23 protein-coding genes are annotated in these 25,019 nt (G+C 65.1%); 18 read left to right on the forward strand and 5 right to left on the reverse strand.

All coding sequences use genetic code 11. The annotated features are described in order from the left end of the window. Positions 1 to 41: 41 nt before the first annotated feature. The 5 genes from V9L21_RS03735 to V9L21_RS03755 form a co-directional block, all read right to left on the reverse strand. Complete coding sequence (locus tag V9L21_RS03735; protein WP_337309275.1) at positions 42 to 2,645, reverse strand: bifunctional aconitate hydratase 2/2-methylisocitrate dehydratase; 2,604 nt, start codon at positions 2,643 to 2,645, stop codon at positions 42 to 44. 80 nt (positions 2,646 to 2,725) lie between these two features. Next, positions 2,726 to 3,277: a hypothetical protein gene (locus V9L21_RS03740; protein WP_337295539.1), complete on the reverse strand. Its 552-nt coding sequence runs from the start codon at positions 3,275 to 3,277 to the stop codon at positions 2,726 to 2,728. Positions 3,278 to 3,308: 31 nt separating this feature from the next. Then, the gene (locus V9L21_RS03745) at positions 3,309 to 4,307 is read right to left on the reverse strand and encodes an HpcH/HpaI aldolase/citrate lyase family protein (protein ID WP_337309277.1); all 999 of its coding nucleotides are present in this window, start codon (positions 4,305 to 4,307) and stop codon (positions 3,309 to 3,311) included. Beyond that, positions 4,304 to 5,083, reverse strand: coding sequence for a trans-aconitate 2-methyltransferase (gene tam, locus V9L21_RS03750; protein ID WP_337309279.1), 780 nt, complete (start codon positions 5,081 to 5,083; stop codon positions 4,304 to 4,306). The genes V9L21_RS03745 and tam overlap by 4 nt, the downstream gene beginning before the upstream one ends. 19 nt (positions 5,084 to 5,102) lie before the next feature. Then, a complete protein-coding gene (locus tag V9L21_RS03755; protein WP_309950168.1) occupies positions 5,103 to 6,089 on the reverse strand; it encodes a malate dehydrogenase in 987 nt (328 codons plus the stop codon). A 184-nt stretch (positions 6,090 to 6,273) separates the two neighbouring features. Between V9L21_RS03755 and V9L21_RS03760 the strand changes: the two genes are divergently transcribed. The 18 genes from V9L21_RS03760 to trpA all read left to right on the forward strand — a co-directional run bounded on the left by V9L21_RS03760 (position 6,274) and on the right by trpA (position 24,983). Beyond that, positions 6,274 to 7,029 (forward strand): GntR family transcriptional regulator, encoded by a 756-nt coding sequence (locus V9L21_RS03760; RefSeq protein WP_337309283.1) that lies wholly within the window; start codon positions 6,274 to 6,276, stop codon positions 7,027 to 7,029. Positions 7,030 to 7,254: 225 nt separating this feature from the next. Beyond that, positions 7,255 to 7,701, forward strand: a complete 447-nt coding sequence (gene sdhC, locus V9L21_RS03765) for a succinate dehydrogenase, cytochrome b556 subunit (protein ID WP_337309285.1) — start codon at positions 7,255 to 7,257, stop codon at positions 7,699 to 7,701. Between the two features lie 13 nt (positions 7,702 to 7,714). Continuing rightward, entirely contained in the window at positions 7,715 to 8,080 is a 366-nt protein-coding gene (gene sdhD / locus V9L21_RS03770; protein WP_281149609.1) for a succinate dehydrogenase, hydrophobic membrane anchor protein, read from the forward strand. 7 nt (positions 8,081 to 8,087) lie between these two features. Then, a complete protein-coding gene (sdhA, locus tag V9L21_RS03775; protein ID WP_337309288.1) occupies positions 8,088 to 9,896 on the forward strand; it encodes a succinate dehydrogenase flavoprotein subunit in 1,809 nt (602 codons plus the stop codon). Positions 9,897 to 9,917: 21 nt separating this feature from the next. Next, positions 9,918 to 10,619, forward strand: a complete 702-nt coding sequence (locus V9L21_RS03780; RefSeq protein ID WP_055804283.1) for a succinate dehydrogenase iron-sulfur subunit — start codon at positions 9,918 to 9,920, stop codon at positions 10,617 to 10,619. 19 nt (positions 10,620 to 10,638) lie between these two features. Further along, positions 10,639 to 10,974: an FAD assembly factor SdhE gene (locus V9L21_RS03785; RefSeq protein ID WP_337309290.1), complete on the forward strand. Its 336-nt coding sequence runs from the start codon at positions 10,639 to 10,641 to the stop codon at positions 10,972 to 10,974. A gap of 23 nt (positions 10,975 to 10,997) precedes the next feature. Beyond that, entirely contained in the window at positions 10,998 to 12,308 is a 1,311-nt protein-coding gene (gene gltA / locus V9L21_RS03790; RefSeq protein ID WP_126745779.1) for a citrate synthase, read from the forward strand. A 146-nt stretch (positions 12,309 to 12,454) separates the two neighbouring features. After that, positions 12,455 to 12,595 carry an entericidin A/B family lipoprotein gene (locus tag V9L21_RS03795; RefSeq protein ID WP_126745778.1) on the forward strand — a complete coding sequence of 47 codons (141 nt, stop codon included), beginning with the start codon at positions 12,455 to 12,457 and terminating at the stop codon, positions 12,593 to 12,595. 243 nt (positions 12,596 to 12,838) lie between these two features. After that, complete coding sequence (locus tag V9L21_RS03800; RefSeq protein WP_337309292.1) at positions 12,839 to 13,792, forward strand: LysR substrate-binding domain-containing protein; 954 nt, start codon at positions 12,839 to 12,841, stop codon at positions 13,790 to 13,792. Between the two features lie 43 nt (positions 13,793 to 13,835). Further along, entirely contained in the window at positions 13,836 to 15,257 is a 1,422-nt protein-coding gene (leuC, locus tag V9L21_RS03805) for a 3-isopropylmalate dehydratase large subunit (protein ID WP_337309294.1), read from the forward strand. Positions 15,258 to 15,282: 25 nt separating this feature from the next. After that, the gene (gene leuD / locus V9L21_RS03810) at positions 15,283 to 15,933 is read left to right on the forward strand and encodes a 3-isopropylmalate dehydratase small subunit (RefSeq protein WP_337309296.1); all 651 of its coding nucleotides are present in this window, start codon (positions 15,283 to 15,285) and stop codon (positions 15,931 to 15,933) included. Positions 15,934 to 15,970: 37 nt separating this feature from the next. Further along, entirely contained in the window at positions 15,971 to 17,059 is a 1,089-nt protein-coding gene (leuB, locus tag V9L21_RS03815) for a 3-isopropylmalate dehydrogenase (protein WP_258504774.1), read from the forward strand. Between the two features lie 89 nt (positions 17,060 to 17,148). Beyond that, positions 17,149 to 18,291, forward strand: a complete 1,143-nt coding sequence (gene asd, locus V9L21_RS03820; protein WP_337309298.1) for an aspartate-semialdehyde dehydrogenase — start codon at positions 17,149 to 17,151, stop codon at positions 18,289 to 18,291. 261 nt (positions 18,292 to 18,552) lie between these two features. Continuing rightward, entirely contained in the window at positions 18,553 to 21,270 is a 2,718-nt protein-coding gene (locus tag V9L21_RS03825; RefSeq protein WP_443304496.1) for a FimV/HubP family polar landmark protein, read from the forward strand. A gap of 27 nt (positions 21,271 to 21,297) precedes the next feature. Beyond that, positions 21,298 to 22,110 (forward strand): tRNA pseudouridine(38-40) synthase TruA, encoded by an 813-nt coding sequence (truA, locus tag V9L21_RS03830; RefSeq protein WP_337309302.1) that lies wholly within the window; start codon positions 21,298 to 21,300, stop codon positions 22,108 to 22,110. Next, positions 22,107 to 22,802 carry a phosphoribosylanthranilate isomerase gene (locus V9L21_RS03835; RefSeq protein ID WP_337309304.1) on the forward strand — a complete coding sequence of 232 codons (696 nt, stop codon included), beginning with the start codon at positions 22,107 to 22,109 and terminating at the stop codon, positions 22,800 to 22,802. The genes truA and V9L21_RS03835 overlap by 4 nt, the downstream gene beginning before the upstream one ends. A gap of 49 nt (positions 22,803 to 22,851) precedes the next feature. After that, positions 22,852 to 24,138, forward strand: coding sequence for a tryptophan synthase subunit beta (gene trpB / locus V9L21_RS03840; protein ID WP_126745769.1), 1,287 nt, complete (start codon positions 22,852 to 22,854; stop codon positions 24,136 to 24,138). Further along, positions 24,138 to 24,983, forward strand: a complete 846-nt coding sequence (trpA, locus tag V9L21_RS03845) for a tryptophan synthase subunit alpha (RefSeq protein WP_258504767.1) — start codon at positions 24,138 to 24,140, stop codon at positions 24,981 to 24,983. The genes trpB and trpA overlap by 1 nt, the downstream gene beginning before the upstream one ends. The last annotated feature ends 36 nt before the right edge of the window (positions 24,984 to 25,019 follow it).

The raw sequence follows: 25,019 nt of genomic DNA on the forward strand, positions 1-25,019 counted from the left end.
GCCGAAGCGGGGCTTTTTTTAAAGCGCGAACCGTGCGCTGATCAGGCTGCGACCACGGCAGGCGCAACGGCAGCAGCCGCTTCGGTCTTGTACTCGTCGAGCTTGTCGAAGTTGAGGTACTGGTAGATCTGCGCGCTCGATGCATCGAGCACGCCCGTTGCGGCCATGTACTCCTCGCGGGTCGGAATGCGGCCCAGGCGCGAGCAAATGGCGGCCAGTTCCGCCGAGCCAAGGTACACGTTGGTGTTCTTGCCCAGGCGGTTCGGGAAGTTGCGGGTGCTGGTCGACATGACCGTCGCGCCTTCGCGCACCTGTGCCTGGTTGCCCATGCACAGCGAGCAGCCCGGCATTTCGGTGCGGGCGCCGGCATTGCCGAAGACACCGTAGTGGCCTTCTTCGGTGAGCTGGTGTGCGTCCATCTTGGTGGGCGGTGCAATCCACAGCTTGACCGGAATGTCGCGCTTGCCTTCGAGCAGCTTCGACGCAGCGCGGAAGTGGCCGATGTTGGTCATGCACGAGCCGATGAACACTTCATCGATTTGTGCGCCGGCCACGTCCGACAGCGTCTTCACGTCGTCAGGGTCGTTCGGGCAGGCCACGATCGGCTCATGGATGTCGGCCAGGTCGATTTCGATGACGGCCGCGTAGTCGGCGTCGTCGTCGCCCTTGAGCAGCTGCGGGTCCTTGAGCCAGGCTTCCTGCGCGGCGATGCGGCGTGCCAGCGTGCGGGCGTCGGCGTAGCCTTCGGCAATCATCCACTTCATCAGCGTGATGTTGCTGTTGATGTACTCGATGATCGGTTCCTTGTTCAGGTGCACCGTGCAGCCGGCGGCCGAGCGTTCGGCCGAGGCGTCGCTCAGCTCGAAGGCTTGCTCCACCTTCAGGTCAGGCAGGCCTTCGATTTCGAGAATGCGGCCCGAGAAGATGTTCTTCTTGCCCTTTTTCTCGACGGTGAGCAGGCCGCTCTTGATGGCGTACAGCGGAATGGCATTGACCAGGTCGCGCAGCGTGACGCCGGGCTGCATCTTGCCCTTGAAGCGCACGAGCACCGACTCGGGCATGTCCAGCGGCATCACGCCGGTGGCGGCCGCGAAGGCAACGAGGCCGGAGCCGGCCGGGAAGCTGATGCCGATGGGGAAACGGGTGTGGCTGTCGCCGCCCGTGCCCACGGTATCGGGCGTGAGCAGGCGGTTGAGCCAGCTGTGGATCACGCCGTCGCCCGGGCGCAGCGAAACGCCGCCGCGGTTGGCCATGAACTCGGGGAGTTCATGGTGCATCTTGACGTCGACCTTCTTCGGGTACGCCGCCGTGTGGCAGAACGACTGCATCACGAGGTCGGCCGAGAAGCCCAGGCAGGCCAGGTCCTTCAGCTCGTCGCGCGTCATGGGGCCGGTGGTGTCCTGCGAGCCGACCGAGGTCATCTTGGGCTCGCAGTAGGTGCCAGGACGCACGCCCTGGCCTTCAGGCAGGCCGCAGGCGCGACCGACCATCTTCTGTGCAAGCGAGAAGCCCTTCTTGGTGTCGACCGGGCTTTGCGGCAGGCGGAACAGCGTCGATGCGGGCAGACCCAGCGCCTCGCGTGCCTTGGCCGTGAGGCCGCGTCCGATGATCAGCGGAATGCGGCCGCCGGCGCGCACCTCGTCGAACAGCACGTCGCTCTTGACCTTGAACTCGGCGATGACCTTGCCGTCTTTCAGCGCCTTGCCGTCGTAGGGGCGCAGTTCGACCACGTCGCCCATGTTCATCTGGCTCACGTCGAGCTCGATGGGCAGTGCGCCCGAGTCTTCCATGGTGTTGTAGAAGATGGGGGCGATCTTGCCGCCGAGGCAGACGCCGCCGAAACGCTTGTTGGGCACGAAGGGAATGTCTTCGCCGGTGAACCAGAGCACCGAGTTGGTGGCGCTCTTGCGCGAGGAGCCGGTGCCGACCACGTCGCCGGCGTAGGCCACGAGATGGCCGCGCGCGCGCAGGTCTTCAATGAATTTCACCGGGCCGCGCTTGCCGTCTTCCTCGGGCACGATGCCGGGGCGCGCGTTCTTGTGCATCGCCAAGGCGTGCATCGGAATGTCGGGACGCGTGGTGGCGTCGGGTGCGGGGGACAGGTCGTCGGTGTTGATTTCACCGGCCACCTTGAAGATGCTGACCGTGATGCTTTGCGGCACCTCGGGGCGGCTGGTGAACCATTCGGCATCGGCCCAGCTTTGCAGCACGCCCTTGGCGTTGGCGTTGCCCTTGTCGGCCTTTTCCTTGACGTCGTGGAACTGGTCGAACATCAACAGGGTTTTCTTGAGGCCCTCTGCGGCCACGGCGCCGACTTCGGCGTCGTCGAGCAGGTCGATCATCGGGCTGATGTTGTAGCCGCCGAGCATGGTGCCGAGCAATTCGGTGGCGCGGGCGCGCGTGATGAACGCGTTCTTTTCGGTACCGTGGGCCACGGCCGCCAGGTAGCTCGCCTTGACCTTGGCCGCGTCGTCGACGCCGGCGGGCACGCGATAGGTGAGCAGATCGAGCAGGAAGGCACCGTCCTTGGCGTTCGCGCTCTTGAGGAGCTCGATGGCTTCGGCGGTTTGCTTCGCGCTCAATGGCAGCGGCGGAATACCGAGCGCGGCGCGTTCGGCAACATGGTCAACGTAGGCTTGCAACATCTTCTTTTCTCCGGAAACTGGGGCTGGCGGGCGTGCAGTGCGGCAAGCAAGAGCCGCGCCGCACCCCGTGTTTGGTAAGACTACTTCTTGGCCGCGTCGGCGCCTTCGAACAGGCTCTTGGGCGGGTTCTTCTTCATTTCTTCGGCAAACGCGACCTGCTCGGCCGTCTGGCATTCGTCGGCAATGCGCAGGCCTGCCTTCTGGTTCATCAACATCGACTTGTTGCCCAGCTGCAGCCACATGGCGCCTGCGCGGGGGTCTTCGAGGCGGATGGCGCCGGTGCGGCTTTCGACCGGGTGCATGCGGTACTTCAGGCCCTTGGTCGACACGTTGAAGAAGCCGGGCTTCTTCTCGTCAGCTGCCACGGTCACGTCGGCACCGAGTTCGCACTGGGCCTTGCCGAGCGAAACGCGCTTGGCGACTTCGAGGTCGGCATCGGTCAGCACGATGTTGGTTTCGTCGGCAATGGGCGTCACTTCTTCGACGGCCTTGGCGGCCTTGCGGGTGACCTGCTTCTTGGGGGGCGCCTTCTTGGCTTCAGCCTTGGCGGCCGGCTTGGCGGGGGTGGTCTGCGCCGTGGCGGCAAACGGGAGCGCCAGGGCCAGGGCTGCGATCAGAGCAATTTTCTTCATGGGTGTTTCCTTGAGGCTGGATTCGTAGGTTTCAGGAGGCCGCGAGTGCAAACCAGGCTTTTGCCTCTGGAGGCAACGCGCGCCCTGTTGCGTGGGCACGCGTCAGCACTTGCCAAAAATGGCGATAGCTCGCGCGGTCGTGCAATGTGCCATCAATTTGTGTCGGCGCCCAATCCGCGAGTGCGGCATTTGTAATGATTTCTACGGCAATCTGAATCTGGGCCTCGTCTGGCGCAAACGCCTCGAGGATCGGCCGGATCTGGTTCGGGTGAATGCTCCACATGCGCGTGTAGCCGAATTCGGTGGCCGCCTTGCGGGCCGCCGTGCGCATGGCGTCGGTGTTGTTGAACTCGGTAACCACGCAGTGCGAAGGCACCTTGCCGTAGGCGTGCGCTGCGGATGCGATGGCCAGCTTGGCGCGCACCACCAGCGGATGCGTGAACTGGCCGGCGGCCCCCATGCCATCGGCCGGAATGGCTCCCGCATGGGCGGAAACGAAATCCATCAGACCGAAGCTCAGCGATTGCACACGCGGGTGCGCCGCAATTTCGAATGCGTTGTGCACCGCCAGCGGCGATTCGATGAGCACGTGCAGCGGCAACGCATCGGCGTCGGCCGCCTCGAGCGCCGCCACGGCCTGCGCCACGTCGGCCACAGATTCGACCTTGGGCACCATCAGGTGGCTGAGCCGCTGGCCGGCACGCCCGGCAATGGTGATCACGTCGCCGGCAAAGGCCGGGTGATCGACAGGATGAACGCGCACGCCGACACGCATGCCCGGCTTTGCGGCAAGCGCCAGTTCAGTGACAAGCGCGGCGTGCTCGGCCTCGCCGCCCACGGGGGCGCCGTCTTCGCAATCGAGCGTGACGTCGAATACGCAGGCACCGAATTCATCGGCCATTTCGGCCTGCAGAGCGAGGCTCTTCTTCATGCGGGCTTCAACGCCGCTGTAGTGGTCGCAGACGGGCAAGGTCACGGCACCGGCTTGCGCGCCAAGCAACACTTCGCCGGGATGGACGGACTTCGTCATGCCTTTTTCTGCGCCACGATGAACATGCGCGGAAAGGCAAGCAGCCGCTTGCCGTCGGCACGGGCGGGATAGGCCTGGTCGACACAGCGTTCGTATTCGGCCAGGTAGCTTGCGCGCAGCTCATCCGGCAACCGGTCGACGAAAGGCTTCAGCCCGGTGCCGCGCACCCATTCGACAATGGCTGCGGCGTCGGCCATGGGGTGCTGGTAGATGGTGTGCCACACATCGACCTTGGCCGCTTCGGGCGCCAGCAGGTCGTAGTAGCCGCCGAGCGGCAGCAGCAGCGTGCGCATGCGATCAGCGTCGCCGATGGGCTCCGCCCACGGCGCCTCGGAGGCCACGGCGCGCATCAGGCGGTGCGTGGGCTCCTGGCGGTTGTCGGGCATCTGGACGGCGAGCACGCCGCCCGGCGCCAGCGCAGCAAAGAGGCGCGGGATCAGCGTTTCATGATCCGGCACCCACTGCAGGGCTGCGTTGGCATAAATGAGGTCGGGCGCTTGGTCTTGCGGCGCCCAGGTCGCGATGTCGCTCAATTCGAAGCTTGCCTGCGGCAGGCGCTCGCGCGCGCTGGCCAGCATGGCTTCGGAGTTGTCGGTCCCGACGACACGCGCCTTCGGGAACCGGTGAAACAGCAGCTCGGTGGAATTGCCCGGCCCGCAGCCGAGGTCGACCACATGGGCCGCCTCGGACAGCGACACCCGCGCCAGGAGCTCCTGTGCGGGCCGGGTGCGCTCGTCCTCGTAGCGACGGTAGAGCGCGGGGTTCCAGTCGAGCATGCCGATGCAGCGATTTCGATTACAGGAGGTGAGCGACGCCCGCCTGCTCGCCCTGCAGCTCCTCCAGGGTCTTGTTGATGCGTTCCTGGCTGAATGCATCGATTTCCAGGCCTTCGACCAGCTTGTATTCGCCGTTTTCGCAGGTCACGGGGAAGCCGAACATCGTGTCCTTCGGAATGCCGTATTGGCCGTCCGACGGAATGCCCATGGTGACCCACTTGCCGTTGGTGCCCAGGGCCCAGTCGCGCATGTGGTCGATGGCGGCGTTGGCGGCCGAGGCGGCCGACGAGAGACCGCGTGCCTCGATGATGGCCGCGCCGCGCTTGCCGACGGTCGGCAGGAAGGTGTTGGCGTTCCATTCCTGGTCGTTGATCATCTTGGCGACGCTTTCGCCGTTGATGGTGGCAAAGCGGTAGTCGGCGTACATCGTGGGCGAGTGGTTGCCCCACACGACGAGCTTTTCGATGTCGGCCACGGGCTTGCCCGTCTTGGCGGCGATCTGGCTGGCAGCGCGGTTGTGGTCCAGGCGCAGCATGGCGGTGAAGTTCTTGCGCGGCAGGTCAGGGGCGCTCTTCATTGCGATGTAGGCGTTGGTGTTGGCGGGGTTGCCGACCACCAGCACCTTCACGTTGCGGCTGGCAACGGCGTTCAGCGCCTTGCCTTGCGCCGTGAAGATGGCGCCGTTGACGGCCAGCAGTTCGGCACGTTCCATGCCCGGGCCGCGCGGACGCGAGCCAACCAGCAATGCGTAGTCGGCGTCCTTGAAGGCGGTCATCGGGTCGCCGTGGGCTTCCATGCCGGCCAGCAGCGGGAAAGCGCAGTCGTCGAGTTCCATCATCACGCCCTTGAGCGCCTTCTGGGCCTTCTCGTCGGGGATTTCGAGCAATTGCAGGATGACCGGCTGGTCTTTGCCGAGCATTTCGCCCGACGCGATACGGAACAACAGGGCGTAACCGATTTGACCGGCGGCACCGGTGACGGCAACGCGGACGGGTTTTTTGCTCATGGGAAGACTCCAGAAGATGGTGAAAACGGTATCGGCGGGCGCGCTTGGCGCCGGTGTCCTGCAGGGCGGGAATCCTTCCCGCGGCGCAGGCCGGCCCGCATTTTAAGCCGAATCGATGCAGCCCGTCTTATGTCTTATATAAGATATGCTCGGAGGTTCCGCCACGGCGCACCCCACCGCTGCCATGAATGCCACCGTCCTCGAAGACTCCGCGACGCCTTCCTTCAGTCCGCTCTACCAGCAGATCAAGACCTTGATCCTGCAGAGCCTGCAGGCCGGCGAGTGGAAGCCGGGCGAACCGATCCCGAGCGAGATGGACCTTGCCGTGCGGTATCGCGTGAGCCAGGGCACGGTGCGCAAGGCCATCGACGAGCTGGCAGCCGAAAACCTGGTGGTGCGGCGCCAGGGCAAGGGCACCTTCGTCGCCACTCATGCCGAGCAGCACGTGCAGTACCGCTTCCTGAAGCTCGTGCCCGATGTCGGCACGCCAAGCACCGAAGGCCCGGCCGAACGCACCATCATCGATTGCCGCCGCCAGCGCGCCTCGGCCGACGTGGCGCGCGCATTGGCGCTGCGCACCGGCGACGCGGTGCTGCAGGTGCGGCGCGTGCTCGCCTACGGCGGCGTACCGACCATTCTCGAAGACCTGTGGCTCCCCGGCGCCCCGTTCAAGGGCCTCACGGCCGAGCGGCTGCGGGCCTGGCCCGGCCCGATGTACGCGATGTTCGAAACCGAATTCGGCGTGCGGATGGTGCGCGCCGAAGAAAAAATCCGTGCGGTGCTGCCCGATGCGGAGCAGGCGGCGCTGCTCGACGTGTCGCTGCAGATGCCCTTGCTCAGCGTGGAGCGCCTGGCGCACACGTATCACGACACGCCGATGGAATTGCGCCGCGGCCTGTATCGCACCGACACGCACCACTACCGGAATCAGCTCGGCTGAGATCGCGCCCAGATGAAACCACGATCGAACCGCATTGCAGCACCTGCGCACCGCGCGCAGCACGCTCCGAAGTCAATAGCATCCGACTTCGGTACTGCGCCGACGCGGGCACCTCCGCCATGCAATGGTGCATTGCAATAGAATTTTGCGTTGTTTGCATTCCGCAGAAGAAACAAAAGCGTTCGCTATCAGAACAAGCCACCAAGCCACGAAAGCCTCCCCCCAATGACAGAGCTTGCAACCCCTCCCCGGCCGCCGCGCCGCGAATTCCGGAACATCAATGCCTTTACCGATCTCACGACCTACCGGCTGCCGCCGGCCGGCATCGTGTCGATCCTGCACCGCGTGAGCGGTGTGCTCATGTTCCTGCTGCTGCCGTTCATCATCTGGATGTTCGACACCTCGCTTTCGTCCGACTATTCGTTCGCCAGATTCAAGGCCGCCTTCAACAGCGGCCTTGGTTTCGTTCCGGGCTGGTTCTTCAAGCTGGTCGCGCTCGCACTGATCTGGGCCTACCTGCACCACTTCATCGCCGGCCTGCGCCACCTCTGGATGGACGTGAGCCACGCCGCCGTCACCAAGGAGTTCGGACACAGCTCCGCCCTGGTCACGCTGGCCCTGAGCGTTCTGCTCACCGTGGTGCTCGGCGCCAAGTTGTTCGGCCTGTACTGAGAAGGAGCCAACCATGTCTGTGAATTACGGCTCCAAGCGCATCGTCGTCGGCGCACATTACGGTTTGCGCGACTGGCTCAGCCAGCGCATCACGGGCGGCCTGATGGCGCTCTTCACGATCATCCTGCTCGCGCAACTGATCTTCACGCGTGGCCCGCTCGGCTACGACCTCTGGGCCGGCATCTTCGCCGCGCAGTGGATGAAGGTGCTGACCTTCTCCGTGATCGCTTCCCTGCTCTATCACGTATGGGTTGGCATGCGCGACGTGTGGATGGACTACGTCCAGCCCGTCGGCATTCGCCTCGCCCTGCAAATTTTCACCATCGTCTGGCTTGTCGGTTGTGCGGGTTGGGCCATTCAAGTGCTTTGGAAGATCTGACCCCACCATGACCTACACAAAAGAACAAATCACCAAGCGCAAGTTCGACGTCGTGATCGTCGGCGCCGGCGGCTCCGGCATGCGCGCTTCGCTGCAACTGGCCCGCGCCGGCCTGAACGTGGCGGTGCTCTCCAAGGTGTTCCCCACCCGTTCGCACACCGTGGCCGCCCAAGGCGGCGTGGGCGCATCGCTCGGCAACATGAGCGAAGACAACTGGCACTACCACTTCTACGACACCATCAAGGGCTCCGACTGGCTCGGCGACCAGGACGCGATCGAGTTCATGTGCCGTGAAGCACCCAAGGTGGTGTACGAGCTCGAGCACTTCGGCATGCCGTTCGACCGCAACCCCGACGGCACGATCTACCAGCGTCCGTTCGGCGGCCACACGGCCAACTACGGCGAAAAGCCCGTGCAGCGCGCCTGCGCCGCGGCCGACCGCACCGGCCACGCCATGCTGCACACGCTCTACCAGAAGAACGTCGAGGCACGCACCCAGTTCTTCGTCGAGTGGATGGCGCTCGACCTGATCCGCGACGCCGAAGGCGACGTGGTCGGCGTTACGGCCCTCGAAATGGAAACCGGCGACCTGCACATCCTGCAGGCCAAGACCGTGCTGCTGGCCACCGGCGGCGCGGGCCGCATCTTCCAGGCCTCGACCAACGCCTTCATCAACACCGGCGACGGCCTGGGCATGGCCGCGCGTTCGGGCATTCCGCTGCAGGACATGGAGTTTTGGCAGTTCCACCCGACCGGCGTGGCCGGTGCCGGCGTGCTGTTGACCGAAGGCTGCCGCGGCGAAGGCGCCATCTTGCTCAACAGCAACGGCGAACGCTTCATGGAGCGCTATGCGCCCACGCTGAAAGACCTGGCACCGCGCGACTTCGTCTCGCGCTCGATGGACCAGGAAATCAAGGAAGGCCGCGGCTGCGGTCCCAACAAGGACTATGTGCTGCTGAAGCTCGACCACCTCGGTGCCGAGACCATCCACAAGCGCCTGCCCTCGGTGTATGAAATCGGCGTGAATTTCGCCAACGTCGACATCACCAAGGAGCCGATTCCCGTGGTGCCGACCATCCACTACCAGATGGGCGGCATTCCGACCAACATCAATGGCCAGGTCGTCATCCAGAAGGGTGAAGACAACAGCGCCGTGGTGAACGGTCTCTACGCCGTGGGCGAATGCTCCTGTGTGAGCGTGCACGGCGCCAACCGTCTGGGCACCAACTCGCTGCTCGACCTGCTGGTGTTCGGCCGCGCGGCCGGCAACCACATCGTCGAATTCAACGACAAGCACAAGGAACACAAGGAACTGCCCAAGGATGCGGCCGACCGCACCCTGGAGCGCCTGAACGAACTCGAAGCCGCAACCGGCGGCGAGTACGCCCAGGACGTGGCCGGCGAGATCCGCGCCGTCATGCAGCAGCACGCCGCCGTGTTCCGCAAGCAGGCCTCGATGGACGAAGGCGTGGTCAAGATCGCTGCCGTGCGCGAGCGCGTCAGGTCGATCGGCCTGAAGGACAAGTCCAAGGTGTTCAACACCGCCCGCATCGAAGCGCTCGAAGTCGACAACCTGATCGAAGTGGCGCAGGCCACCATGGTCTCGGCCGCTGCCCGCAAGGAATGCCGCGGTGCTCACACGGTGGAAGACTACGAGCGTCCCGCGGACGACCCGGTCGCACCGCTGGGCCGCGACGACGCCAACTGGATGAAGCACACCCTCTGGTACAGCGCGGACAACCGCCTCTCATACAAGCCCGTCAAGCTGCAGCCGCTGACGGTGGCTTCGGTGCCCCCCAAGGTCCGCACGTTCTAAGAATATTTACAAGGTCATACGATGAAGCGCACATTCCAAATCTACCGCTACGACCCGGACAAGGACGCCAAGCCCTACATGCAGACCATCGAGATCGAACTCGACGGCCATGAGCGCATGCTGCTCGACGCCCTGATGAAGCTCAAGGCACAGGATCCCACGCTGTCGTTCCGCCGCTCGTGCCGCGAAGGCGTCTGCGGCTCCGACGCCATGAACATCAACGGCAAGAACGGCCTCGCCTGCCTGACCAACATGCTCACGCTCAAGGGCACGATCGTGTTGAAGCCTCTGCCGGGCCTGCCGGTGATCCGCGACCTGATCGTGGACATGACGCAGTTCTTCAAGCAGTACAACTCCATCAAGCCGTACCTGCAGAACGACAACGTGCCGCCCGAGAAGGAGCGCCTGCAGTCGCCCGAAGAGCGCGACGAGCTCAACGGCCTCTACGAGTGCATTCTGTGCGCGAGCTGCTCCACGAGCTGCCCGAGCTTCTGGTGGAACCCCGACAAGTTCGTGGGCCCGGCCGGCCTGCTGCAGGCTTACCGCTTCATCGCCGACAGCCGCGACGAAGCCACCGCCGAGCGCCTGGACAACCTCGAGGACCCGTACCGCCTGTTCCGCTGCCACACGATCATGAACTGCGTGGACGTGTGCCCGAAGAACCTGAACCCGACGAAGGCGATCGGCAAGATCAAGGAACTGATGGTGCGCCGCGCCATCTGATCCTTTGCCGAGAGAAACCATGCAAACCGCCGCCGAACTCGCACAGCCTCTCAGCGAACGTGCGCTGAGCAAGCTGAAATGGCGCTGCCGGCGCGGTCTGCTCGAGAACGACCTGTTCATCGCGCGCTTCTTCGAGCGGCACGAGTCGCACATGACCGTCGGCCAGGCGGGAGCGATGGAGACATTGATGGACCTGTCGGACAACGACCTCCTCGATCTTCTGCTGCGAAGAAAGGAGCCCGAGCCCGCATGGGCCGGGGCCGAGGTGGTCGAGTTGCTCCAGCTGATGCGCACCGACGGCGCGCAGCGTCCCGCCACCTCTGTTTCCGCCTCCGTTTCCTCTTCGCCTTCCTGAATACTCTCTGAAAGAAACCCGAAATGAAAGCTTCCGATACCAAGGCCACGCTGTCGTTCAGCAACGGCGGCGACAGCGTCGAACTGCCGATCTACAAGGGCACCGTGGGCCCGGACGTGATCGACATCCGCAAGCTGTATGCACAGACCGGCATGTTCACCTATGACCCGGGTTTCATGTCGACGGCCGCATGTCAGTCGGCCATCACGTACATCGACGGCGACAAGGGCGAACTGCTGTACCGCGGCTACCCCATCGAGCAGCTCGCAACCAACTGCGACTTCCTCGAAACCTGCCACCTGCTGCTCTACGGAGAGTTGCCCGACCAGGCCAAGAAGACCAACTTCACCAAGCTCGTGACCAACCACACGATGGTCAACGAGCAGATGCAGTTCTTCCTGCGCGGCTTCCGCCGCGATGCGCACCCGATGGCCATCATGACCGGCCTGGTGGGCGCCCTGTCGGCCTTCTATCACGACAGCACGGACATCAACAATCCCGAGCACCGCGAGATCGCCGCGATCCGCCTGATCGCGAAGATGCCCACGCTCGTGGCCATGGCCTACAAGTACACGATCGGCCAGCCGTACATGTACCCGAAGAACGACCTGAGCTACGCGGGCAACTTCCTGCACATGATGTTTGCCACGCCGTGCGAGGAGTACAAGGTGAACCCGGTGCTCGAGCGCGCGCTCGACCGCATCTTCATCCTGCACGCAGACCATGAGCAGAACGCTTCGACCTCGACCGTGCGCCTGTGCGGCTCGTCGGGCACCAATCCCTTCGCGGCCATTGCGGCCGGCGTGGCCTGCCTCTGGGGCCCTGCCCACGGCGGCGCAAACGAAGCGGCGCTCAACATGCTGTACGACATCCAGAAGGAAGGCGGCGTCGAGAAGATCGGCGAGTTCATCAAGAAGGTGAAGGACAAGAACTCGAACGTCAAGCTCATGGGCTTTGGCCACCGCGTGTACAAGAACTACGACCCGCGCGCCAAGCTGATGCAGGAAACCTGCAATGAAGTGCTGACCGAGCTGGGCCTGGAAAACGATCCGCTCTTCAAGCTCGCCAAGGAACTGGAAAAGATCGCCCTCGAAGACGAATACTTCGTCTCGCGCAAGCTTTACCCGAACGTGGACTTCTACTCGGGCATCGTGCAGCGCGCCATCGGCATTCCCGTGCCGCTGTTCACCGCGATCTTCGCGCTGGCTCGCACGGTTGGCTGGATTGCCCAGCTGAACGAAATGATCGGCGACCCCGAGTACAAGATCGGCCGCCCGCGCCAGCTGTTCGAAGGCTCGCCCAAGCGCGACGTGCAGCCCATCGGCAAGCGCTGAAGGCGCACCGGCGCTCACCGCAGAAAGCTGCCCTCGGGCAGCTTTTTTGCGTCTTGGCTGACAGGATTGATGGCGGGGCCTCGGTACTTTGTGTATCGGAGGCCCGAGGTCGGGCCGCCTTTTTCAACGCCTTCAGGAGATCCGTCATGAAGAAAATTGCCGCGCTGATTGCCGTCACCTTCGCGTTTGCCGTCCCGCTGTCCGGCTGCAACACCTTCCGGGGTGCGGGCCAGGACATCCAGAAGGGCGGCGAAAAAGTAGAAGACGCCGCCAAGAAGCGCCAGTAAGCAGGCACCGACCCCGGGTCTTTCGAGACCTGCGTACCGCGCGCTGACGCACGCCCTGCTCCCTCGCCTGAAAAGCGAGGAGCGGGCGTTTTGCCGTGTGCAGCGTGGGAATTCACCGCGCACGGGGTTCTAGGCTAAGCTCCTCGCCTCAGGGCAACGAACCCATCGCAGATGACGATGGCAAGTTGATCAAAACCCAGAGAAAATGGCGAACTCATCGCCAGACGCGATGTCCGACACCCCATGAGCACTTCCGAACGCAATTTCGCCCGGCGCATCGACCTCACGTCGCTGCAGTTGTTCGTGGCCGTGTGCGAATTGGGCAGCATCGGGCGGGCGGCGGAGCGCGAATTCATTGCCGCCTCGGCCATCAGCAAGCGGCTGTCCGACCTTGAAGCCACCCTGGGCACCACCCTCCTCTACCGCCATGCGCGCGGGGTCGATCTTTCGCCCGCGGGGGAAAGCCTGCTGCACCATGCGCGGTCGGTGCTCTACAGCCTCGAGAAGATGCAGGGCGAACTCAGCGAATACGCCGAGGGCGTGCGTGGCCATGTGCGGGTGCACGCCAACATCTCGGCCATCGTGCAGTTTCTTCCTGAGGACCTCGGCGCCTTCACGCGCGAGCACGACGCGATCAAGATCGACCTGGAAGAGCACCTGAGCAACGAAGTGGTGCGCGCGGTGCAGGAAGGCGCCGCCGACCTGGGTATTTGCCATATTCCCGACGGCACGAACGAATTGCAGACGCTGCCCTACCGCCACGACCGGCTCGTGCTGATCGTGCCCGCCGGGCACCCGCTTGCAACGCAAGGTTCTATCGATTTCACGGCTTCGCTCGACTTTGATCACGTCGGGCTGCACACCAACAGCTCGATCTACGTGGCCATGCACCAGGCCGCGGTTGAAGCGGGCCGCAGCGTCAAGCTGCGCATCCACGTGACCGGCCTCGACGCGATGTGCCGCATGATCGACAACGGCCTGGGCATCGGCGTGATGCCGCAGCGCGCATTCGAACTGCTGCAGGCCGGCATCGGAAGCCGCCTGTGCAGCGTGGCGCTGAACGACGCCTGGTCGAACCGCGAAATCCGGCTGGTGGCGCGCGACTTCTCCACCCTGCCGGTGGCCGCGCGCACGCTGGTCAACCATTTGCACACGCCGGCCACCGCCCACGATGCGGCCGAGCCGATGGCCGCATAGAAAACAAGACAATTCACTTCCCCACGAAAGACAAGAGAACGACATGGCACGCACGCTCTACGACAAGATCTGGGACGAACACGTCGTCCACACCGAGGAAGACGGCACCGCCATCCTCTACATCGACCGCCACCTGGTGCATGAAGTGACCAGCCCGCAGGCCTTCGAGGGTCTGCGCGAAGCCGGCCGCAAGCTGTGGCGCATCAGCTCGGTGGTGGCCACGGCCGACCACAACACGCCCACCACGGGCTGGGAGCGCGGCTACGAAGGCATTGCCGATCCCACCAGCAAGGAGCAGGTCACCACGCTCGACAAGAACATTGCGGAGTTCGGTGCTGCGGCGTTCTTTCCGTTCCTGAGCAAGCGCCAGGGCATCGTGCATGTGATCGGCCCCGAATCGGGCGCCACGCTGCCCGGCATGACCGTGGTCTGCGGCGACTCGCACACCTCCACGCACGGCGCATTCGGCGCGCTGGCGCACGGCATCGGCACCAGCGAGGTGGAGCACGTGATGGCCACGCAAACGCTGCTCGGCAAGAAGGCGAAGAACATGCTGGTGAAGGTCGAAGGCAAGCTGCCGTTCGGCTGCACCGCCAAGGACATCGTGCTCGCGATCATCGGCAAGATCGGCACCGCAGGCGGCACGGGCTACACCATCGAATTCGCGGGCTCTGCGATTCGCGACCTGAGCATGGAAGGCCGCATGACGGTCTGCAACATGGCCATCGAGGCCGGCGCTCGCGCGGGGCTCGTGGCGGTCGACGAGAAGACCATCAACTACATCAAGGGCCGCCCGCTCGCCCCCTCCGGCGTGGAATGGGACCAGGCCGTGGCTTACTGGCGCACGCTGCAGTCCGACCCCGACGCGAAGTTCGACGCCGTGGTCGAACTCGACGCGACACAGATCCAGCCGCAGGTGACCTGGGGCACGTCGCCTGAAATGGTGGTCGACATCAACGGCCGCGTGCCCGATCCCGACAAGGAAAAAGACGCCAGCAAGCGCGGCGCCATCGAGCGCGCACTGGTCTACATGGGCCTGGAGCCCAACAAGGCGATGAACGACATCTTCATCGACAAGGTGTTCATCGGCTCGTGCACCAACAGCCGCATCGAGGACATGCGCGAAGCCGCGGCCGTGGTGAAGAAGCTCGGCCAGAAGGTTGCGAAGAACGTGAAGCTCGCGATGGTGGTTCCGGGCTCCGGCGTGGTGAAGGAACAGGCCGAGCGCGAAGGCCTCGACGTGATCTTCAAGGCCGCGGGCTTCGAATGGCGCGAGCCCGGCTGCTCGATGTGCCTGGCCATGAACGCCGATCGTCTGGAGCCTGGCGAGCGCTGCGCATCGACCAGCAACCGCAACTTCGAAGGCCGCCAGGGCGCCGGTGGCCGCACCCACCTGGTGAGCCCGGCCATGGCTGCCGCCGCTGCGGTGCACGGCCACTTTGTCGATGTGCGCACCTTCGCCTGAGCAAGAAAAGACAAGAGAGATTCACATGCAGAAATTCACCGTGCACAAGGGCCTTGTCGCCCCCATGGACCGCGAAAACGTCGATACCGACGCGATCATTCCGAAGCAGTTCCTCAAGTCGATCAAGCGCACCGGCTTTGGCCAGAACCTGTTCGACGAGTGGCGTTATCTGGACGCCGGCTTTCCGGGCCAGGACCCGGCCAGCCGCAAGCCGAACCCCGACTTCGTGCTGAACCAGCCGCGCTACGCCGGCGCATCCGTCCTCCTGGCGCGCAAGAACTTCGGCTGCGGTTCGTCGCGCGAACATGCGCCGTGGGCGCTCGACCAGTACGGCTTTCGCGCGATCATTGCGCCAAGCTACGCCGACATCTTCTTCAACAACAGCTTCAAGAACGGCCTGCTGCCGATCGTGCTGCCCGAAGCGCAGGTGGCGCAGCTGTTCGACGAGACCTTTGCCTTTCCCGGCTACTCGCTGACCATCGACCTGGAGCGCCAGGTGGTCGTGAAGCCCGACGGCGGCGAGTTTGCTTTCGACGTGCAGGCCTTCCGCAAGTACTGCCTCATCAACGGGCTGGACGACATCGGCCTGACGCTGCGCCACAAGGACAAGATCAAGGCCTTCGAGGCCGAGCGGCTGGCCCAGAAGCCGTGGCTTGCGCACACGATGATTGCCTGAAGCTTCGCATCTCCCATTTCAAACCTCAGACCAACTTATGAAAATCGCAGTTCTCCCGGGTGACGGCATCGGCACCGAAATCGTGGCCGAAGCCATCCGCGTGCTCGACGCGCTCGACCTCTCGTTCGAAATGGAAACTGCGCTGGTCGGCGGCGCGGCCTACGAGGCCCATGGCCATCCGCTCCCCGAATCGACGCTCAAGCTCGCAAAGGAAGCGGACGCGGTGCTGTTTGGTGCCGTCGGCGACTGGAAGTACGACAAGCTCGACCGCCCCCTGCGCCCCGAACAGGCGATTCTTGGCCTGCGCAAGAACCTCGGCCTGTTCGCCAATTTCCGCCCGGCCATCTGCTACGAGCAGCTGGTGGACGCGTCGAGCCTCAAGCCCGAGCTCATCGCGGGCCTGGACATTCTCATCATCCGCGAGCTGACCGGCGACATCTACTTCGGCCAGCCGCGCGGCCGCCGCACCGCCGTGGACGGGCACTTTCCGGGCGCCGAAGAAGCCTTCGACACAATGCGCTATTCGCGCCCCGAGGTCGAGCGCATTGCCCGCGTGGCCTTCGAAGCGGCCCGCAAGCGCAACAAGCGCGTGACCAGTGTCGACAAGGCCAACGTGCTCGAGACCTTCCAGTTCTGGAAGGACGTGGTGACCGAGGTGCACAAGGACTACCCGGACATCGAGCTCGACCACATGTACGTCGACAACGCAGCCATGCAGCTGGTGAAGGCGCCCAAGAAGTTCGACGTGATCGTCACTGGCAACATGTTCGGCGACATCCTCTCGGACGAGGCCGCCATGCTCACCGGCTCCATCGGCATGCTGCCCTCGGCCTCGCTCAATTCGAGCAACCAGGGCCTGTATGAACCCAGCCACGGCAGCGCGCCCGACATTGCCGGCAAAGGGGTTGCCAATCCTTTGGCTACAATACTGTCCGCTGCCATGATGCTCCGTTTTTCACTCAACCAAGCCGAAGCTGCCGACCGTATCGAGTCGGCGGTCAAGCATGTGCTCGCCTCCGGGCTGCGCACGGGTGACATCTGGTCAGAAGGTACGAAGCGCGTCGGCACCCGTGAGATGGGCGACGCGGTTGTTGCAGCAATCACCAAAAAGACGATTACCGGCTAACCGCAGCCCGCTTCGTCACGCCCCTCCCCGGCTCGACGAGTCGGGGGCAAAAAAGACAATTTCTTTCTTTTTCACAAGGGCAAACTGAAATGGCGAACGCATCTCAACCTCTGGTCGGCCTTGTAGGCTGGCGCGGCATGGTCGGCTCGGTCCTGATGGACCGCATGCAGGCCGAAGGCGACTTCGGGCTCATCGAGCCGCTGTTCTTCTCGACCTCCAACGCCGGCGGCAAGGCCCCGGCCATGGCCAGGAACGAGACCGCGTTGAAGGATGCGAACGACATCGACGCACTGAAGAAGTGCGACATCATCATCACCTGCCAGGGCGGCGACTACACCAGCGAGGTGTTCCCCAAGCTGCGCGCTGCGGGCTGGAGCGGCCACTGGATCGACGCCGCTTCCACGCTGCGCATGAACAACGACGCGGTCATCGTGCTCGATCCCGTCAACCTGCCGGTCATCCAGAATGCGCTCGCCAACGGCGGCAAGAACTGGATCGGCGGCAACTGCACCGTGAGCTGCATGCTCATGGGCGTGGGCGCCCTCTACAAGGCCGGCTTGGTCGAGTGGATGACCAGCATGACCTACCAGGCTGCCTCAGGCGGCGGTGCGCAGCACATGCGCGAGCTGCTGACGCAGTTCGGCACCTTGAATGCCGAGGTGCGCGCGCTGCTGGACGACCCGAAGTCGGCCATTCTCGAAATCGACCGCAAGGTGCTGCACAAGCAGCAGAATCTGAGCGCGGCTGAAACCGCCAATTTCGGCGCCCCGCTCGGCGGCTCGCTGATTCCCTGGATCGACAAGGACCTGGGCGACGGCACCTCCAAGGAAGAATGGAAGGCCGGCGCCGAAACCAACAAGATTCTCGGCCAAGGTGCCGGCTTCGGTACCGCCGCAGTGCCGGTCGACGGCTTCTGCGTGCGCATCGGCGCGATGCGCTGCCACAGCCAGGCATTGACCTTCAAGCTCAAGAAGGACGTGCCGCTGGCAGACATCGAGGCCATGATCGCGGCCGACAACCCGTGGGCCAAGGTGGTGCCGAACACCCGCGAGGCCAGCCTCAAGGACCTGACGCCGGTGGCCGTCACGGGCACCATGAACATCCCGGTGGGCCGCATCCGCAAGCTGGCAATGGGGCCTGAATACGTCGGCGCTTTCACCATCGGCGACCAGCTGTTGTGGGGCGCGGCCGAACCGCTGCGCCGCATGCTGCGCATCTTGCTCGAGGCTTGATGGGGGCGCGCCGGCTCTCCGCAAGCCCGAAATGTTGCTCAACAGCAACGGAAGATGTGTGCGTAAGTATGCGCGTACTGGGTAGAACAGGCGCAGCGCCTTGTCAGTACCCGGTGTTGGTGCTAACGTCCTCTTACAATTTCTGGGCCTGAGCCGCCCCCTATCAGCATGACAAGACATCTGTTGCCCGCGGCCCGCCCATCGGCCGCTCGCCCTTCTCTGCCTTTGAAAGGCCTCCGCCTTTCCGTTCTCGGTGCCGCCATGGCGGTTGCCTTGGGCGTTTCGAGCACCGATGCGAGCGCTTTTGCACTGGGCCAACTGAAGGTGCAATCGGCACTGGGCGAGCCCCTTCGCGCTGAAATCGACGTCACCGAAATGGCGGCCGCTGAAGCGGACAGCCTGAAGATCAACGTTGCCAGCGCCGACGCCTTCAAGAATGCAGGCGTTCCATACAACGCGGCCTTGAGCGACGTGAAGGCAACGCTGCAGCGCCGCGCCGGCGGGCAATACGTGGTGCGGCTGACGGGCACGCGTCCGCTCAACGACCCCTTCATCGACCTGTTGCTCGAAGCCAACGGCTCGTCGGGCCGCATGGTGCGCGACTACACCGTGCTGCTCGACCCGCCGGTGACGCGCCAGGCAGCGCCAAGCGCGCCGATTTCTCCGTCTACGCCGCAGATCGGCACGGCCCCGGCAGAGCGCTCGGGCCAAGCCCCGGCCCGCACGCGCCGCGAGCGCGCTCCTGTCGCGCCCGTCACCGCACCGCCGGCCGCCGCGCCGGCACCGGCACCAGCTACTTCGGCTGCCCCAGCCCCCAGCGCCGCGGCGCCGATTCGTCCGACAAGCGGCGAACAGGTCACGGTGCAGCGCGGCGATACCGCCAGCAAGATCGCCGGAGCCTACAAATCGGCCGACGTCTCGCTCGACCAGATGCTGGTGGCGCTCCTGCTTTCCAACCCCGATGCTTTCATCGGCGGCAACGTCAATCGCATCAAGGCCGGCGCCGTGCTCGACCTGCCAAGCGCAGCCGAGGCCGGTGCCATTCTTCCCGCGGAAGCGAAGCGCACCATCACCGCGCAAAGCCGCGACTTCGGTGCCTACCGCCAGCGCCTGGCAGAGAACGCGCCCACCGCCAACGTGGCCGCAGCAGGCCGCAATGCCTCGGGCAAGGTGCAAGCCAACGTCGAAGACCGCAACGCCACCGCAAGCGCACCCGACAAGCTGACGATCTCCCAAGGCAGCGCGGCTGCCCGCGCCGCCGACGAGAAGGTCGCGCAGGCACGGCAGGCGCAGGACAGCAACAACCGCGTTGCGGAGCTTTCCAAGAACATCAACGAACTGGCCAAGCTCAAGGCGGCCACCGGCTCGGCCGCCGCGGGCGCGGCGCCGGCACCGGCACCGGCACCAGCCGCTCCGGGCATTCCGGTTCCCAATCCGGGCGTAGCCGCCACGGCATCGCCGGCAGCGGCCACGCCAGCACCCGCCGCGGCTGCGGCCCCTGTCGCTCCCGCGGCTCCTGCTGCAGCGCCTGCGGCTCCAGCGGCACCGGCCACTGCTTCGGCCCCGGCAGAAGCTTCCGCGCCCGTCGCGGCAGCAACGCCCGCAACCGCTCCCACCGCCGCAGCCCCTGACGCCAACGCATCGGTTGAAACCATGCCGGGCGCTCCCGCCGCGGCCGCCAGCGCAGCCGCCCCTGCGCCGGCACCCAAGCCGGTGGTCAAGGCAGCCCCGCCGCCGCCCCCGGTCGAGCGCAGCTTCCTCGACGAGTTGATGGAGAACCCGCTGATGCTCGCCGGCGCGGCGCTGATCGCACTGCTGATCGGCTTCCTGCTCTACCGCGTGCTGGGCCGCCGGCGCGAGGAAATGAGCGAAAGCGTGTTCCTCGAAAGCCGCATTCCCAAGGACTCGTTCTTCGGTGCCAGCGGCGGCGAGTCGGTCGACACCAAGCACCGCGGCGATTCCACGGTTTCGTCGCTGTCGTACTCGCCAAGCCAACTCGACGCGGGCGATGTCGACCCCGTTGCCGAAGCCGACGTGTACCTTGCCTATGGCCGCGACCTGCAGGCCGAGGAAATCCTTCGCGAGGCGCTGCGCGTCAATCCGGACCGCACGGCCATTCACCTCAAGCTGCTCGAAATCCACGCCAAGCGCCGCGACGTCCGGGCCTATGAAGGCCTGGCGACCGAAGTGCACAAGCTGACCAACGGCACCGGCTCCGACTGGAACCGCGTGGTCGAAATGGGCAAGGACCTCGACCCGGGCAATCCGCTGTACGAATCGGGCACGGCCCGAGGCGGTGTGAGCCCGGCCGAAAGCGCCGCATTCGCCGGCGCCCTGGCTACCGCAGCCAAGCCTGTTGCCGCAACGCCTCCGGCCGCAGCACCGGCCCCCGTGGCAGCTGCTGTCGCCGCGCCGGCCTTCGTGCCGTCCGTCGCACCGCTGGACTTCGACCTTGACCTGAGCCAGCCGGCTGCACTTGCACCGAGCCCCGCTCCGGTGAGCGCCAGCCTGCCGAAGACGGCCTACGCACCCGCCGCAGCCGCCCCGCTGTCGAACGGCCATGCGCATGCACCAGCACCGGTCGACCTGGAAAACGACTTCGACACCGCTCCTGGCGCGCTGGCCCCGATCAGCCGCCCCGCGGGACTGAACGACGCCGACGACAATACCCGCCCGGCGACGCTGCGCAGCGGCAACAACCTTCCCGCGGATTCGGGCTTCATCGAATTCGACATGAGCGCACTGGCCGGCCTTCCGGCCCGCCCGGTGGCCGGCACTGCCGAAGCAACCCGCCCCGCAGCAGCCATGCCGCAGGACGACGGCGACGACAGCCCCCACGCGGTCAAGCTGTCGCTGGCCCGCGAGCTGCAAGCGATCGGCGACGTCGAAGGCGCCCGCTCGCTGGTCGAGGAAGTCGAAGCTGAAAGCGCCGGCGACCTCAAGTCGCAGGCAAGGCAACTGCTCGCCGAACTGCGCTGAGCGGCTCTTCCCTCTGTTTCTGAATTCGTGAGGCTGGCGCTAGGCATCCGCTACAACGGCCAGGCATACGAGGGCTGGCAGAGCCAGCGCTCGGGCCGCACGGTTCAGGACAAGCTGGAAGCGGCACTCGGCAAATTCGCCGCACAGCCCATCGGCACGCTGTGCGCCGGCCGCACAGACGCCGGCGTGCATGCGCTGATGCAGGTGGTGCACTTCGACACCGACGTCGAACGAGAGCCTTTCTCGTGGATGCGCGGCACCAACCGCTACCTGCCCGACGACATCGCCGTGCAGTGGGCACACCCGGTGCCCGACGAATTCCATTGCCGCGCCAGCGCACTGGCCCGCCGCTACCTTTACGTGCTGTCGCAATCGCCCGTACGGCCCAGCCTCGATTCGGGCCGGGTCGGCTGGTCGATGCATGCGCTCGACGGCGATGCCATGCGCGCAGCAGCCGCCCTGCTGGTGGGCAAGCACGACTTCAGCTCTTTTCGCGCCTCGGCCTGCCAGGCGCGCTCGCCGGTGAAGGACCTGCGGCGCATCGAGATCACGCGTCACGGCGAAGGCGAGCGTTGCCGCTGGCACTTCGAGTTCGAGGCCGATGCCTTCCTGCACCACATGATCCGCAACCTGATGGGCTGCCTGGTGCGCATCGGACGCGGCGACGAGCGGCCCGAATGGATCACGGAAGTGCTCGAGGCGCGCAGCCGCAAGGTGGCGGCGCCCACCTTCTCTGCCGACGGGCTGTACTTTCTGGGGCCTTTGTACGACGCCAAGTGGGGTCTGCCGGCGGAGGCCACGCTGCAGGCCGGCGGTGCTCCTTATGATGGGCCGCCATGACGTCGCCCCGCACCCGCATCAAGATCTGTGGCCTCACGCGTGAAGCCGACATCGATGCCGCGGTCGACGCGGGCGCAGATGCGGTCGGCTTCGTGCTCTATCCCAAGAGCCCCCGCGCCATAACATCGGCCCGCGCCGCGGAACTGGCTTCGCGCCTCCCGCCCTTCATCACGCCGGTGCTGCTGTTCGTCAACGAGGCTGCTCCTGAAGTCGTAGCATCCCTCGCACGTGTGAGAGGATCGATCGCGCAGTTTCATGGCGAGGAAACGCCGGAACAATGCGAAGAAGCCGCCGGCCACGGCCGCTTTCGCTACATGCGCGCCGCGCGTATTCCGTTGGGGGCTGCCGGAGCGAGCTTCGACCTCGTAAAATACGCTTCCGATTACTCCCACGCCCAGGCCATCCTGCTCGACGCCCATGTCGAAGGTTATGGCGGTGGCGGCAAGGCATTCGATTGGTCACTTCTTCCACCCGCCGTCGACGCTCACCTCGTCTTGAGTGGTGGGCTCACACCTGCAAACGTGAGCGATGGCATTCGCATCCTGCGGACGCGCTGCAAGACGCTGTCCGTTGATGTGAGCTCGGGCGTCGAAATCGACGGCCCGGGAAACAAGGGCCTGAAGGACGCCGAAAAAATCCGGCAATTCGTCGCCGCCGTGAGAGCGGCTGACGCCTCGTCCTTCTCCAGTTAGCCGCCGCACCCGATCGTGATTTCGGGCTGCGGCCCAACGATCGAGAACCATGCAAAGCCAATTCCAGGACTACCAGCAACCCGACGCCACCGGCCATTTCGGCAACTACGGCGGCACCTTCGCGAGTGAAACGCTCACCCACGCGATCAATGAACTGCGCGATGCGTACGCCAGGTTCAAGGACGATCCGGCGTTTCTGGCCGAATTCCACTACGAGCTGAAGCACTTCGTCGGCCGGCCCTCCCCCATCTACCACGCGGCCCGCACGAGCCGTGAAATGGGCGGCGCGCAGATCTACCTGAAGCGCGAAGACCTCAACCACACCGGCGCGCACAAGATCAACAACGTGATCGGCCAGGCGATGCTCGCCCGCCGCATGGGCAAGCCCCGGGTCATCGCCGAAACCGGCGCAGGCCAGCACGGCGTGGCCACGGCCACCATCTGCGCGCGCTACGGGCTCGAATGCGTGGTCTACATGGGCAGCCAGGACGTGAAACGCCAGAGCCCCAACGTCTACCGCATGAACCTGCTCGGCGCGACCGTGGTGCCGGTGGAATCGGGCAGCAAGACGCTGAAGGACGCGCTCAACGAAGCCATGCGCGACTGGGTGACCAACGTGGAAAACACGTTCTACATCATCGGCACCGTGGCCGGCCCGCACCCCTACCCGACGATGGTGCGCGACTTCCAGAGCGTGATCGGCACCGAATGCATCGAGCAGATGCCCGCCATGCTCGCGGCCGACGGCATTACCGGAGAGGCCGAGGGCAAGCAGCCCGACGTGGTGGTCGCCTGCGTGGGCGGCGGCAGCAATGCGATCGGCATCTTCCATCCCTACATTCCGTTTGCCGGCACCCGGCTCATCGGCGTCGAAGCGGCAGGCGAAGGCCTGGACAGCGGCAAGCACGCGGCATCGATCCTGCGCGGCAGCCCGGGCGTGCTGCACGGCAACCGGACCTACCTGCTGCAGAACGAAGACGGCCAGATCACCGAAACCCACAGCATCAGCGCCGGTCTCGATTACCCGGGCGTGGGCCCGGAGCACGCGCACCTGGCCGACATCGGCCGCGCGGAATACGTGGGCATTACCGACACCGAAGCGCTCGAAGCTTTTCACTACCTGTGCCGAACCGAGGGCATCATTCCGGCCCTCGAATCGAGCCACGCCGTGGCCTACGCGATGAAGCTCGCCAAGACCATGCGGCCGGACCAGTCGATCCTGGTGAACCTTTCGGGCCGCGGCGACAAGGACATCGGCACCGTGGCCGACCTCTCGGGCGTCGACTTCTACGACCGGCCCTCGATGCGCGGCCTGAGCGTGAAGGGAGGCAAGTGATGAGCCGCATTGCCGCCACCTTCGACGCACTGAAAAAAGACGGCCGTCGCGCGCTGATTCCCTACGTTACCGCCGGATTTCCCTTTGCCGACATCACGCCCGAGCTGATGCACGGCATGGTTGAAGCCGGTGCCGATGTGATCGAGCTGGGCGTGCCGTTCTCCGACCCCATGGCCGACGGCCCGGTGATCCAGAAAGCCGGCGAAGCGGCGCTGGCGTTGGGCGTCGGCATGAAGCAGGTGCTGGCCATCGTCACTGCCTTCCGCCAGAAGGACGCGACCACGCCCGTGGTGCTGATGGGCTACGCCAATCCGGTCGAGCGCTATGACCTTGTGCACGGCAAGAAGGCCTTCATCCGCGATGCATCTGCCGCGGGCGTCGACGGCCTGCTGGTGGTCGACTACCCGCCCGAGGAATGCGAAGACTTTGCCGCGGAGCTCAAGGCCGCGAACATCGACCTGATCTTTCTGCTGGCCCCCACCAGCACCAACGAGCGCATGGCGCAGGTCGCGCGCATTGCGAGCGGCTATGTCTACTACGTCTCGCTCAAGGGCGTGACGGGCGCCGGCCACCTCGACACCGAGGCCGTCGGCCAGATGATCCCGCGCATCCGCGAGCACGTGAACATTCCCGTCGGCGTGGGCTTCGGCATTCGCGACGCGCGCACCGCGCAGGCGGTGGGATCGGCGGCCGATGCGGTCGTGATCGGCACCAAGATCATCCAACTGATCGACGGACAGCCGCGTGAAAAGGTTGTGCCCGCGGTACGCGAATTTCTCGCCGGAATCCGAGAGGCGCTGGACGCCCTGCCCGCCGCTACCCCCAAGAACGCGGCTGGCAGATAATCGCCGCTGCCCTCACCCAGCCCCTTTTCCGCATTG

This window comes from Variovorax sp. CCNWLW235 (assembly GCF_037204085.1).
Lineage (GTDB): Bacteria > Pseudomonadota > Gammaproteobacteria > Burkholderiales > Burkholderiaceae_C > Variovorax.

Coding starts and splice junctions, on each gene's coding strand:
- V9L21_RS03735 (WP_337309275.1), bottom strand. CDS start 2,645: ATGTTGCAAGCCTACGTTGACCATGTTGCCGAACGCGCCGCGCTCGGT.
- V9L21_RS03740 (WP_337295539.1), bottom strand. CDS start 3,277: ATGAAGAAAATTGCTCTGATCGCAGCCCTGGCCCTGGCGCTCCCGTTT.
- V9L21_RS03745 (WP_337309277.1), bottom strand. CDS start 4,307: ATGACGAAGTCCGTCCATCCCGGCGAAGTGTTGCTTGGCGCGCAAGCC.
- tam (WP_337309279.1), bottom strand. CDS start 5,083: ATGCTCGACTGGAACCCCGCGCTCTACCGTCGCTACGAGGACGAGCGC.
- V9L21_RS03755 (WP_309950168.1), bottom strand. CDS start 6,089: ATGAGCAAAAAACCCGTCCGCGTTGCCGTCACCGGTGCCGCCGGTCAA.
- V9L21_RS03760 (WP_337309283.1), top strand. CDS start 6,274: ATGAATGCCACCGTCCTCGAAGACTCCGCGACGCCTTCCTTCAGTCCG.
- sdhC (WP_337309285.1), top strand. CDS start 7,255: ATGACAGAGCTTGCAACCCCTCCCCGGCCGCCGCGCCGCGAATTCCGG.
- sdhD (WP_281149609.1), top strand. CDS start 7,715: ATGTCTGTGAATTACGGCTCCAAGCGCATCGTCGTCGGCGCACATTAC.
- sdhA (WP_337309288.1), top strand. CDS start 8,088: ATGACCTACACAAAAGAACAAATCACCAAGCGCAAGTTCGACGTCGTG.
- V9L21_RS03780 (WP_055804283.1), top strand. CDS start 9,918: ATGAAGCGCACATTCCAAATCTACCGCTACGACCCGGACAAGGACGCC.
- V9L21_RS03785 (WP_337309290.1), top strand. CDS start 10,639: ATGCAAACCGCCGCCGAACTCGCACAGCCTCTCAGCGAACGTGCGCTG.
- gltA (WP_126745779.1), top strand. CDS start 10,998: ATGAAAGCTTCCGATACCAAGGCCACGCTGTCGTTCAGCAACGGCGGC.
- V9L21_RS03795 (WP_126745778.1), top strand. CDS start 12,455: ATGAAGAAAATTGCCGCGCTGATTGCCGTCACCTTCGCGTTTGCCGTC.
- V9L21_RS03800 (WP_337309292.1), top strand. CDS start 12,839: ATGAGCACTTCCGAACGCAATTTCGCCCGGCGCATCGACCTCACGTCG.
- leuC (WP_337309294.1), top strand. CDS start 13,836: ATGGCACGCACGCTCTACGACAAGATCTGGGACGAACACGTCGTCCAC.
- leuD (WP_337309296.1), top strand. CDS start 15,283: ATGCAGAAATTCACCGTGCACAAGGGCCTTGTCGCCCCCATGGACCGC.
- leuB (WP_258504774.1), top strand. CDS start 15,971: ATGAAAATCGCAGTTCTCCCGGGTGACGGCATCGGCACCGAAATCGTG.
- asd (WP_337309298.1), top strand. CDS start 17,149: ATGGCGAACGCATCTCAACCTCTGGTCGGCCTTGTAGGCTGGCGCGGC.
- V9L21_RS03825 (WP_443304496.1), top strand. CDS start 18,553: ATGGCGGTTGCCTTGGGCGTTTCGAGCACCGATGCGAGCGCTTTTGCA.
- V9L21_RS03835 (WP_337309304.1), top strand. CDS start 22,107: ATGACGTCGCCCCGCACCCGCATCAAGATCTGTGGCCTCACGCGTGAA.
- trpB (WP_126745769.1), top strand. CDS start 22,852: ATGCAAAGCCAATTCCAGGACTACCAGCAACCCGACGCCACCGGCCAT.
- trpA (WP_258504767.1), top strand. CDS start 24,138: ATGAGCCGCATTGCCGCCACCTTCGACGCACTGAAAAAAGACGGCCGT.